The organism is Bifidobacterium cebidarum, assembly GCF_009193305.1.
GTDB classification, from domain to species: Bacteria; Actinomycetota; Actinomycetes; order Actinomycetales; family Bifidobacteriaceae; genus Bifidobacterium; species Bifidobacterium cebidarum.
Genome location: NZ_WBVS01000001.1, coordinates 1 through 12,222 on the forward strand (window position 1 = coordinate 1; position 12,222 = coordinate 12,222).

9 protein-coding genes are annotated in these 12,222 nt (G+C 58.5%); 1 reads left to right on the forward strand and 8 read right to left on the reverse strand.

What is annotated here, in order from left to right:
• The 3 genes from F7D08_RS00005 to F7D08_RS00015 form a co-directional block, all read right to left on the reverse strand.
• Positions 1–474 (reverse strand): ABC transporter permease (locus F7D08_RS00005; protein WP_193316119.1); only part of this gene is annotated, 474 nt, incomplete at its 3' end.
• Between the two features lies 1 nt (position 475).
• On the reverse strand, positions 476–2,014 hold the full coding sequence (locus tag F7D08_RS00010; protein WP_152208728.1) for a sugar ABC transporter ATP-binding protein: 1,539 nt from the start codon (positions 2,012–2,014) through the stop codon (positions 476–478).
• A 145-nt stretch (positions 2,015–2,159) separates the two neighbouring features.
• Entirely contained in the window at positions 2,160–3,143 is a 984-nt protein-coding gene (locus tag F7D08_RS00015) for an ABC transporter substrate-binding protein (protein ID WP_152208729.1), read from the reverse strand.
• Between the two features lie 286 nt (positions 3,144–3,429).
• On the opposite strand from F7D08_RS00015, the gene F7D08_RS00020 reads away from it, so the two are divergent.
• On the forward strand, positions 3,430–3,699 hold the full coding sequence (locus F7D08_RS00020) for a hypothetical protein (protein WP_152208730.1): 270 nt from the start codon (positions 3,430–3,432) through the stop codon (positions 3,697–3,699).
• A gap of 119 nt (positions 3,700–3,818) precedes the next feature.
• Here the strand turns inward: F7D08_RS00020 and F7D08_RS00025 are convergent, their stop codons facing one another.
• From F7D08_RS00025 to F7D08_RS00045, 5 genes are all read right to left on the reverse strand, one after another.
• Positions 3,819–5,546, reverse strand: coding sequence for an LpqB family beta-propeller domain-containing protein (locus tag F7D08_RS00025; RefSeq protein ID WP_152208731.1), 1,728 nt, complete (start codon positions 5,544–5,546; stop codon positions 3,819–3,821).
• The gene (gene mtrB, locus F7D08_RS00030) at positions 5,543–7,336 is read right to left on the reverse strand and encodes an MtrAB system histidine kinase MtrB (RefSeq protein ID WP_264371448.1); all 1,794 of its coding nucleotides are present in this window, start codon (positions 7,334–7,336) and stop codon (positions 5,543–5,545) included. Before mtrB ends, F7D08_RS00025 begins: the two co-directional genes overlap by 4 nt.
• A 35-nt stretch (positions 7,337–7,371) precedes the next feature.
• Positions 7,372–8,088, reverse strand: coding sequence for an MtrAB system response regulator MtrA (gene mtrA, locus F7D08_RS00035; RefSeq protein ID WP_152208733.1), 717 nt, complete (start codon positions 8,086–8,088; stop codon positions 7,372–7,374).
• 71 nt (positions 8,089–8,159) lie between these two features.
• Positions 8,160–9,539 carry a replication-associated recombination protein A gene (locus F7D08_RS00040; RefSeq protein WP_152208734.1) on the reverse strand — a complete coding sequence of 460 codons (1,380 nt, stop codon included), beginning with the start codon at positions 9,537–9,539 and terminating at the stop codon, positions 8,160–8,162.
• Positions 9,540–9,601: 62 nt separating this feature from the next.
• Positions 9,602–12,175 (reverse strand): DEAD/DEAH box helicase, encoded by a 2,574-nt coding sequence (locus F7D08_RS00045; protein ID WP_152208735.1) that lies wholly within the window; start codon positions 12,173–12,175, stop codon positions 9,602–9,604.
• Positions 12,176–12,222 lie beyond the last annotated feature (47 nt).

Below are 12,222 nucleotides of genomic sequence, written 5' to 3' on the forward strand. Positions count from 1 at the left end.
GGAGGTGATTACCTTGGCGATACCACGGCCGGCGAGCATCATGATCAGGGTGGTGATGAACGGCTGCAGACCGAGCAGGGAGACCAGAGCGCCGTTGACGCAGCCGATGACCAGGCCGACGAGCAGGTCAATCAGGATGGCAACCCACACGTTCACGCCGTTGGAGAGGGACTGCATGGCGGCGGCGCCGGCCACTGCCATCACGGAACCGACGGAAAGGTCGATGCCTGCGGTGGAGATGACCAGGGTCATGCCGGTTGCGATCATCAGGTATCGGGCGGATTCCTGAAGCATGGTGATCAGCGGGCCAGCCAGACCGCCGGTGTTGGTGTTCCAGCTCAGAGCCAGGAAGTCATGCTGGAAGATGGTGCAGATGACGACCAGGAGGATGAATGCCACAATCGACCAGGTCAGGTTGTTGCTCAGCAGCTTCTTCACGAGAGCGTTGCCCTCTTCCTTTGCCTTTTCAGCCATCTCACGCCTCCTTTCCGTTCACGTTGGTGTTAGCGATGGTTTCGACGATGGTCGCCTGGGAGACGGTGTCGCCGTTTTCGATTTCTGCGATCTTGTGACGATCCTTCAGGACCTCGATGTCGTCGGACAGGCGCACGACCTCTTCAAGCTCGGAGGAGATGAAGACGACGCCCATGCCCTTGGCTGCCAGGTCGAGCACGACCTGCTGGATTTCGGCCTTGGCGCCGATATCGATACCACGGGTCGGCTCATCGAGGATGAGCAGCTCCGGGTGGGTGGCCAGCCAGCGGCCGATCAGCACCTTCTGCTGGTTACCACCGGACAGGTTCTTGATCGGACGGTCGGGGTCGCGCGGACGAACGTTGAGTTCCTCCATGTACTTGTCGACGATCGCGTCCGCTTCCTTCTTAGGAATCGGGTTGAACATGCCGCGGGTGGCCTGCAGGGCGATGAGCATGTTCTGGCGAACGGTCAGGTCGCCGATGATGCCTTCATCACGACGGTTTTCGGTGGAGTATGCGATCTTGTTCTTGAGTGCGGTGTACGGGTCGGAGATGTTGACCTTCTTGCCGTTGAACTCGTAGGTGCCGGAGTCCGGCTTGTCGGCGCCGAAGAGCAGACGGCCGAGTTCGGTACGGCCGGAGCCGAGCAGGCCCGCGAAGCCGACGACCTCGCCCTTGTAGATGTCCAGGTCGACTGGGTTGATGGTGCCCTTCTTGCCCAGGCCCTTGACCTCGGCCAGCGGCTTCTCGCCGGGCTCGATCTCGCGGCGGGACTTCTTGGCACCGATCTGGGAAAGCTCGGCGGCGGACTTACCAATCATCATGCCGATGAGCTCGTCACGCGGGGTGTCCTTGGTCATGACTTCCTTGATGAACTTGCCGTTACGCAGAATGGTCAGACGGTCGGTGATCTCGTAGATCTGATCGAGGAAGTGGGAGACGAACAGGATGGCCACGCCCGAGTCACGCACCTTGCGCATGATCTTGAACAGGTCCTGCACCTCGTTGGCGTCCAGGGAGGAGGTCGGCTCATCGAGAATCAGCACCTTGGCGTTGATGACCATGGCGCGTGCGATGGCGACCAGCTGCTGCATTGCGATGGAGATGGAGCTCAGCGGAGTGTGGGGGTCGATGGATTCCAAGCCCATCTGCGCCAGGTAGGTCTTGGCGGCTTCGTGGGTCTTCTTCCAGTCGATGCCGAACGGACCGCGCTTTTCGTGGCCGAGCATCACGTTCTCGCCAACGGAGAGGTTGGTGCACAGGTTCACTTCCTGGTACACGGTGGCGATGCCGGCGTTCTGTGCGTCCAAGGTGCCGTTGAAGCTCTGCGGCTTGCCTTCCACGGTGATGGTACCGGCGTCGATCTTGTACACACCGGTCAGAGCCTTGATCATGGTCGACTTACCAGCGCCGTTCTCACCCATGAGAGCGTGCACTTCGCCTGGGTAGAGGGTCAGGTCGACACCGTCCAAAGCCTTGACGCCCGGGAATTCAATCGTGATGCCCTTCATCACGACGATAGGGGTTTTATCAGTCATGTCTTTGCCTTAAACGAGAAGGGAATTGTTATCGTTTTGTGATATTTGGGCCGAACATGAGTGATGGTGTGGAAGGAATCGATTTTCCCTTCTCACACCATCACTACGAGTTCAGTTCAGTTATCGGTTTTGGACAGCCGTGCTATCAGTAAGCGCGGGAGTTGTTGTCCAGGGCTTCCTTGGCGCTGGTGGCGTCGAAGGTCTTGGACTCGATCTGGATGTCCTTCTCAACCTTCTTGCCATCCAGGTAATCCTTGACGGCCTGAGCGGTTTCCTTACCGAAGATCGGGTTGTACTCGATCACGTAGGAGAGGTCGCCGTCAACCAGAGCCTGCAGAGCGTTCTTCGTACCATCGATGGTGATGATCTTGACCTTGCCCTTGAGGCCGGCAGCGTCAACAGCCTGAGCGGCACCGAGGCCCATCTCGTCGTTCTGAGCGAAGATGAACTGCGGGTTCTCGGACTTGTACTTGTCGAGCAGACCAGCGGTCACGGTCTTGGCCTCATCAGTGGACCAGTTGGCGGACTGGGACTCAAGCACCTTGATGTTGGAGGCAACCTTGTTGGACCAGCCGGTGCCACGATCCTTCACCACGGACAGGCCGGCAGGGCCTTCCAGGATGAAGCCGTTGGCGCCGTCCGGGAAGTTCTTGTTGACGAACTCGGCGGCCTGCTCGCCAGCCCATTCGTTGGACGGGCCGATGTGGGAAACGATAGCCTTCTTAGCGTCGGCATCCTTGACCTCGACGTTACGATCCACGGTGAAGACCGGAATCTCAGCCTCAGCGGCCTTCTTCAGGGAATCATCCCAACCGGAATCCTCAGTGGAGGACAGGATAATGGCGTCAACTTCGTCGTTCACGAACTTGTTGAAAGCCTGAATCTGCTTCTGCTGATCGTTGTTCTGAGTCGGGGAGTAGACCAGATCAAAGCCTGCATCCTTGAATGCTGCCTTGATGTCGTTCTCGTTAGCGGTACGGAAGCCGCCCTCAGGACCAACGGCCACGAAGCCGACAGTCTTCTTGCCACCATTGCTGCTACCGCCGGCGCTGCTAGAACCGCAAGCCGCGACACTCACCAGTGCAGCAGCAGAAGCAACGAGGGCAATGGCCTTCTTCCAATTCTTCATGAATACTCCTCCTCGAGCAGTGTTCTCTGGATGTTCATTCATCCACATTGATGACTTCTTGTCATCGACAACATCAAGTATGGAGCGAACAGGTTGATTGTTCAATCGTGAGCGATAACATTTTGATAACAGGTTTATAACAAATCGATAACAGTGCCGGGAAATTGGCGAAACTTGGCGGAATTCGGCCGTTTATCTACCATAATGGTAATCGTTGCACAGCGGCAAAGTCGCTTGCTGGCCGAGCGACAAGGCCGCCGCCACAAGGTATATAGAAAGGTTCACTATGGATACCGTTTTCCTTATCATCAAGCAGGTTGAGGGTGTCAAGCACCTGGCCGGCGTGGCTGCCACCATCGGCGACGCCGCCAAGCTGCTGGCCAAGTGGGAGCCGGAGTGCCCGGATAACTTCAACTTCCTGGGCACCAAGGAAGAATACGGCGTGACCCGCCACCTGTTCAACATCCCGTTCAACATGGAATACCTCATCTATGAGGTTCCGATGAACTCCGAAGTGCCTGCCGAGCTGTTCAAGAAGGAGTACGGCGGCATCTGATCGGTGCTTCTGCATATGAATGACTCCCGGCGCATAAGCGTACGGGAGTCATTCATATCAGCGACATCTTTTACCGATAATGCCCGGATACTGATAACCGCATAACGAATAAGCCATGCTCACTGGGAACCAAGGGCATCAACCTGACTGTCGGCTATGGACCACGAGCCGTCGAGGGAGCCGGACACCGAGCGCACGGTACCAGTGTTATCCAACACAGACAAACGACGGTACAGACTGATTTGCCCGGACGCCATCGACACCACGGTGCCTTCGGGCAATCGCTGGGTTACGGCCGGGCCAGGCACAATCTGACGATAGGCGCTCTGCCGCGTACCATCCGTGCCGGCAGAAGTGGCATATACAAGGTTCAAATCGTTATAGAACGACAGCATCGCCACATCCTGGGTGAGACTCACTTGTGCGGCGGCTTTGCTGAGCCCGGTCACATCGTTGTTATCATCGCGGACAATGCCGGTGATTGCCACGCCTGCGTACTGCCCTCCCTCAATGGCGAGAGCCAATCGAGACCCTTCGGTGGAGACGTTCACCGAAGTCACCTGCCCATCCGAATCCAGCCACGGGACAGCGATCTTCATGGACTGCCCGTCGCGATGAACATAGAGCGTCTTGCCGTCACTGCCCACGGCCCATACCTCGCCATTGAGGCCGGCTGTCACCGAGCGGATGCGCGCGTTGCCGAAGAGCACACCGCAGGAATCGCCATTGGCGCTCAGGCATTCCACCACGCCATCCGCGCGAAGCACCGCTCCCCCATTGGTGGAGAACGCAAAACCGAGTGCATTATCGAACCCTGGCGCATCCGCCACACGCAATGGGCTGGAGCTGGACAGTGACACGATATGACCACCGGTCAATGTGTATACGCCCACGGCCGGCTGGTCGGCGCTGAGCTTGATGTTGGAGTCGGCGTCTGAATAATCCACGCCGTCGCCAGTCACCTTGAGGTTATACCCGGAATTGCCATCGCCCAGCGTCAGCCTGATGCGATGCACCAGCATGCCGCGATCGTCATCGCTGAGCGCATTCATTCCCTTGGTGAGACTGACCGTGACGGCGGTGTCCTGCATCGGCACCGAATCGACCGCCAGCGATACCGTCGCCAAATGAGGCTCCTGAACGGCACCCTCCAGCCAGCTCGGCACACTGCCCAGGATTTCACGTACCGCCTGTGTACGCCAATTACGCCAGCTGAGCCAACGCACATCCGGCACCAGCTGTTTGCCGGACGAAGACACTTGGTATACGGAAACCTGACGGAACACCTGATCGAAATCCGCGGTGGAAATCACTACACCGTTCTCCAGCGAAGAGATACGCCACTGCCCCTTCTGCTTGATCAGTGTGTACGACAGCTTGCGGGACTGCGCCTCATGCACCGGCGTATACACCCCACGAGAATCCAACATCCCCACCGCTTGGACTTCCACTTCCACGATCAGTGTGCTTTCCGCCCCCTGAGGTGCGGTCATGGTGTTGGCCCGGCGGCGGAAATCGGGGGTGCCGCTGTAGATCACCGCGGCACTATCCCCGTTCCAGCCCAAAGATGCCGAAGAGGTAAGGAATTCACGCGCCACCTGATAGCCGTCAGACTGCACGCCGGCCGGCATGGCATCGTAGAAGCCCTGTACAATGCCCTCAGGCTGCGCATCATCCACAGGACCTTGCGGATTGGTGTACACACGCTGCGTCTGCTGCTGCACAGGAGCCAATGTCTGTACGTTGCCGCCGGTCGGCAAGGCCAGAGGACTGGAGCATGCAGTCAACGCCGCGGCACACAGCGCCACCGCGGCCGATGCAACCACCGCTTGCATTCGCCGCTTCATCGCTCATCGTCCTTCTCATCATCAGCCATGGAATCATTGCCGTCCGGAATCACCTGATCATGTGACGTGGTCATTGGCATGATGGCCATGGCGTTGCTTCGTTCCGCCACCGGGCTTTCCGCCACGCCGAAGCCTCCGGTGATGGAGAAGTCGTTCGACGACGGCCGGGCGAAATCAACCGGCAAATCGCTATCGGCAACCGCTTCCTGCTCAGGATCGCGCGGCAGCATCACCAGGAACCACGTACCTTGCCCAATCGCCGAACGAACACGAATCGAACCGTGATGCAGCAATGCATCGGTCATCGCGATGGACAGGCCGAGGCCCGTGCCACCGGTGATACGCGAGCGGGATGGATCACCTCGCCAGAAGCGATCGAACACATGGGCCACGGTGTTCGCGTCCATGCCGACGCCGTAGTCGCGAACACTGATGACCACGGCCTTGCGATTGGCGGCAATACGGACTTCAATGGGCTTGTCTTCGGCGAAATCAACCGCATTGGCAAGCAAGTTGCGGATGATGCGCGTTACACGGCGGGTATCCACTTTGGCAAGCACCTGCACATTGGGCAGCATGGCTCGAATATCCACGTGCTTGGCCGCCGCGATGCCGGCGACCTGTTCGATTGCCGCGTTCACCGGGTCGCGCATATCGGCGTCGACCAAATCAAGCGCGGCATAGCCGGCGTCATATCGGGATATTTCCAGCAAATCGGCGAGTAGGTCCTGGAATCGATTGATTTGGCCGGAAAGCAACTCAACCGTGCGCTTCGTCGCCGGATCGAAGTCATCCTTCTTCATCTCCAGCAAATCCGAAGCCATACGCATCGTGGTCACCGGCGTACGCAGCTCATGGCTCACATCGGACACGAACCGCTTCTGCGATGCGCTGGCTTCCTCCAGCTCATCGATCTTCTGGTTGAGCGAATCGGCCATGCCGTTGAACGAACGCTGCAGCACACCGAGCTCATCCTTGCGATTCACTTCCACACGCGTATCGAGGTTGCCGGAAGCCAATGTTTCCGCGGCATACGCCACATGTTCCACCGGCCGGACGATGCCACGTATCACCATCCACATCACGACGCCCACCGCAATGGAAAGCAGCACGCACACGGCGAGCAATCTGAGCTGGATTTGCGTCAGTGATTGCTGCTGCAAGGCATATGAATAAATGGCGAAGAATTCCAGGTTGCCCGCCACACCATAATCCAGCACGGTGCCTAGCACCGCGCCCGGCGTATTGCCGCTTAATGCATCCGAGGCAAGGGGCAATGTGACCGGCTGATAAAACACATTGCCGTCCACATCGGAAGCCACTGCGGAATGAATGTCGCTGGTGATGACACCCTCATAGGTGGGCTCCGTGGAGATAGGAATAATGGAGCGCGCAGTCGACTCGCGGCTCCACATGTATACGCCCACCAGATTGGAAGCGCCGTCGGATTGCAGATTTGATGCCAGATCGTTGACCAGCTGTTGAATCTGCACCGTAGTGGTGGCATCTGAGGCGTCCAGACCGTTTTGCGCCTGCTCCACCATATTGGAGAAATCGGATTGGGACTGGGATGTGGTTTGCGTCAGCAGTGAGGCCCGCACCGAAATCATCGAAACCACGGAAAACACGACAGCCACGGACAAGGTGAGAATCACCGTCAACGCCACGGTTCGCGCCTGGAGCGAACGGCGAACCTCCGAGCGCCCATGCTTGAGTAGTCTTCGAAAGCTGAATCGAAAACGACGATGCGGGTCAAGGCCGCTGGTCTGTGGATTCGAAACAGTTCCTATGATTGATGATGCAGTGGGAGAGGTCGACATCAGTCTCAGTGCTCAGGATTGACGAATTTGTAGCCGATGCCGCGCACGGTTTGAATGATCTGCGGGTTTTCCGGATCGTCCTCGACCTTGGCGCGCAAACGCTGCACATGCACATTCACCAAACGGGTGTCTCCTGAATTCTCATATCCCCAGACGTCATGCAGCAGCGTGGAGCGGCTGATGGCCTCTCCTGCAGCGGCCGCAAGCACGAACATGAGCTCGAATTCCATAGGGGTCAGATTCAGATCCTTGCCGTTCTTGGTGGCGGTATGCTCCAGGCGGTCGATGACGATGCCGCCACGCTCGATGTGATTGACGTTTGTCGCATTACCGCCGTTCTGCTCACCAGCGCTTTCGGACGGACGGGCGATACGGAAGCGCGCGCGGATGCGGGCCAGCAACTCGGCCACTTTGAATGGCTTGGGCACATAATCATCGGCTCCGGCTTCAAGACCCGCCACCACATCCGTGGTATCCGATTTGGCGGTGAGCATGATGATCGGCACATTCGAGGTCTCGCGAATACGACGAGCTACTTCGGTGCCATCCAAACCGGGGAGCATCACATCAAGCAGAATCAAATCGGGTTTGACCGTGGGGAACATTTCCACAGCACGCAGACCATCCATGCAGGTAACAGTCTGGAAACCCTCATTTTCCAATACGAGGCTGAGCATTTCGCCAATGGCTTGATCGTCGTCCACGATGAAAATGACCGCCATGCCGTTCCACGCTCCTTATCTTGTGCTTCGCTCTCCCACACCACCGAAAGCGGTTATCGTTCCGTTTTACTTTACCCCTTCTGACCGCCTTCGCCATGCAAAATAGGGCGAATCTTGGCGAGCCGCTGGCTTACTTCATGCTCATAACCACGATCATTGGGATGGTAATACTCGGTTCCTCGCAGTATTTCAGGCATGTATTCCTGAGGAGCCACCGCGCCAGGCCAATCGTGGGCGTACTTGTACCCTTCGTGATTGCCCCACTCCTTCATCAGCTTGGTGGGCGCATTCCGTAAGTACAGCGGCACGGCACCGATTTTTCCGGCATCCACATCGGCAAGCGCCTGATTGATGGCGTTATAGCTGGCATTTGATTTGGGAGCGGTAGCCACCGCGATGGTGGCCTCGGCCAGAATGATGCGTGCCTCGGGCATACCGATCAGCGCCACGGCCTGAGCGGCGGCTACGGTGACCTGCAGAATCTGCGGGGCGGCAAGCCCGACTTCCTCGGCTGCGGCAATCATGATGCGCCGCGCGATGAAGCGTGGATCCTCGCCCGCCTTCAGCATACGAGCCAGATAATGAATGGCCGCATCCGGATCGGAACCGCGCATCGATTTGATGAACGCGGAGATCACATCGTAATGATCGTCACCGTCTTTGTCGTAGCGAACCGTGGCGGTATCCATCACATTGGCCACGACGTCCGGCGTGATAATCGGCCTTCGCGCGCCCTTTTTGCGGGCTTCATCGCCAGTGACCGCTCCGGCGGCGGCTTCCAGAATGGTCAGGGATTTGCGGGCGTCTCCTCCGGCCATGCGCACGATATCCGCGATGGCTGCATCAGTGGCCTTGACCTCGCCTTTGAGCCCGCGTTCGTCGGTCAGCGCGCGTTGCACCAGTTCGGTAAGCTGCTCAGGCTCCAATGATTCGAGTTTGACCACCACCGAGCGGGACAACAGTGGCTTGATGACCGAGAAGCTGGGGTTTTCGGTGGTGGCGCCGATGAAGGTCACGTCACGGTTCTCGACGGCAGGCAGCAATGCGTCCTGCTGGGATTTGGAGAAACGATGCACCTCGTCGATGAACAGCACGGTTTCCCGGCCTTGAGCCACGAGCCGCTCGTGGGCACGATTCAATACATCGCGCACATCCTTGACGCCGGAGGTCACTGCGGAGAGCTCCTCGAATACGCGACCGGATTGGCCGGCGACGATGGTGGCGAGCGTGGTCTTGCCAACGCCGGGAGGTCCGAAGAGAATCACCGAGCTTGGGGCGGTAAGGCTGCCACGGCTGGCCGGATTGGCTAGACGACGCAGCGGGGATCCATTCCCCAGCACATGTTGTTGCCCAATGACCTCGTCCAGCGTACGCGGACGCATACGCACCGCCAACGGACGGGTCATCGACTCCGGCGCATCCATGGCCCCAAACAGATCATTCTCAGTCATACTTGCATACTACCTCAGCATTCGAACATGTGTTCGAGATGAATCGACTTGCAATCGATCCCTCAGTTGCCGACCTTGTAGTCGTAGAAGACCACCTCGCCGGTGTCTTGGGTGGCGTCGAGATCCACGATGCCTTCAATGGCCCAATCATGATTGCCATCGGAGTCATCGATGATCTGACGGACCTTCCACGTGTGCTCATCCTGCTCATGGCTGTCGTCCAGCATGAACAGTTTCGGCGAGCGCGCATCCGCGCCGATGCCGACATACTCATGCTCGTCGTAGTAGTCGTCGAGCGCATCCTCCCACTCGTGCACGCCATAGCCCCAGTCCTTGTCGAGGGCGCCGAGCTTGTCCGGATCGTCGAGATCCATCAGCTGCACACGGCGGAACAGGGCGTTACGCACCAGCACAATAAGACCACGGCGGTCTTCCACCACAGCGTTCTTCCGACCCGGGGCCGCGAGGGAGGCTGCCGCCTCGGACTGGTCGGTGGAATCTCCCGCATTCTCCCATTCATCCACCAGCGAGGAATCGATGGAGCGCACCAGCACACGCAGCCAGGAGATAATATCCTTCAGCTGCTCATCGCGCTTTTCCGGTGGCACCGTACGGGCGAGCGTGCGGTAGGCGTCCGAGAGATATCGCAGCAGCGTGCCTTCGGAGCGCGCGATATTGTATCGGGCGATATACCCGGTGAAATCGGATGCGGTTTCCACCATGTCGCGTACCACGGATTTCGGGCTCAGATAATAGTCGTTGGCCCATGGCACATCATGGCGGTATTGGTCGAAGGCGGCTTGCAGCATATCCTCCAACGGCTTCGGATAGGTGATTTCCTGCAGCTTGTCCATGCGCTCGTCGTAATCGAGGCCGTCCGCCTTCATGTCGGCAAGCGCCTTGTCCCGAGCCTGGCGCTCCTGGGCCCTGAGCACCTGCTTCGGGTCTTCCAGCGTGGCCTCGGCCATGGAAATCACATCGAGCGCATAGGTTTCGGATTCGGGATCCAGCAGCTCCAATGCGGCCAGTAGGAATGGAGAAAGCGGCTGGTCAAGCGCAAAATCATCCGGCATATCCAAGGTCATGTAATAGTCCTTGCCACCGTCCGGCCGGTCTTCGGTTTCGATTACTTCGGTGTCAAAAAGCGTCTGGAAGATCTCGTCGGCGCGCTGATGCAGATGCTCCTTCTGCTCCGGGGTCTGCGCGCTGTCTTCGATGAGATCCTCCACCCGTGCGCGCGCGTCACCGCCTTGCGCCACTTCGTTGAGCACCATCGAATGCGTGATCTTCAGATGCGGCACCAGGGTTTCCGGCTCGGCGTCGATGAGTTTGTTGAACGTGTTCTCATTCCACGTCACAAAGCCTTCGGGAGCTTTCTTGCGCTTGACCTTCTTCAGCTTCTTCGGGTCTCCCCCGGCTTTGGCGATGGCTTTCTGGTTCTCGATCTCATATTCGGGAGCCTCGGCAATCACCAGGCCTTCGGTATCGAATCCCATACGTCCGGCGCGACCGGCAATCTGATGGAATTCACGGGCCCTGAGTCTGCGCATCTTGGAACCGTCGAACTTGGTCAATGCGGTCAACACCACCGAATGAATCGGCACGTTGATGCCGACCCCCAAGGTATCGGTACCGCAGATCACCGGCAGCAAACCCTGTTGGGCAAGCTGTTCGACCAGTCGGCGGTAGCGTGGCAGCATGCCGGCGTGATGGATGCCCACGCCGGTGCGCAGCAGTCGCTGCAGAATCTTGCCGAACGCGGTCGTGAATTTCACCCCTTTGATGGCTTCGGCGATGGCCTGGCGTTGCTCCTTGCTGGATACGCCGGTGGACGCGAGCGCCTGCGCTGTTTCCAATGCGGCATCCTGGGAGAAATGCACCACATAGATCGGGGTTTCGCCGTTGCGGAAGGCGAGTTCCACGGTTTTCTCAAGCGGGTCAAGCGTGTACTCGTAGCTCAGCGGCACCGGGCGCGGCGCATCGGCGATCACATCCACATCCGGGGTGTCGTTCAAATCGGCGAGCTTATCGGCCACGGCATCCACATTGCCGAGCGTGGCACTCATCAGCAGGAACTGGGTCTGTGGCAGGGTCAGCAGCGGCACCTGCCATGCCCAGCCACGTTCCGGATCGCCGTAGTAATGGAATTCGTCCATCGCCACAAGGCCCACATCGGCATGGGTGCCTTCGCGCAATGCCTGATTGGCGAGGATTTCGGCGGTGCAGCAGATGATGGGCGCATCCGCGTTGATATGGCTGTCGCCGGTGATCATACCGACGTTCTCACGGCCGAACACCTCCACCAGATCGAAGAACTTCTCCGACACCAGGGCTTTGATGGGAGCGGTGTAGTAGGAGCGGCGGCCGGTGCACAGGGCGGCGAAATGCATGCCGAGCGCCACCAATGATTTGCCTGAGCCGGTAGGCGTGTTCAGAATCACATGGTCGCCGGCCAACAGGTCCATGATGGCTTCCTCCTGGTGCGGCCACGGTTCGATGCCTTTGACATCGGTCACCCATGTAAAGAACCGTTCGTAGATGTCATCGGCGGTGAGATTGCGCTCCCGCTCATTGCCATCCCATTCGGGGGCCAAGCGTCCCAAAGAACCGTATGCTTGTTCCTTCTCGTCAGTCATAACCCTCAAGTCTAGCGACCTTACGAACTGCAACGCTCCCGGCGTAC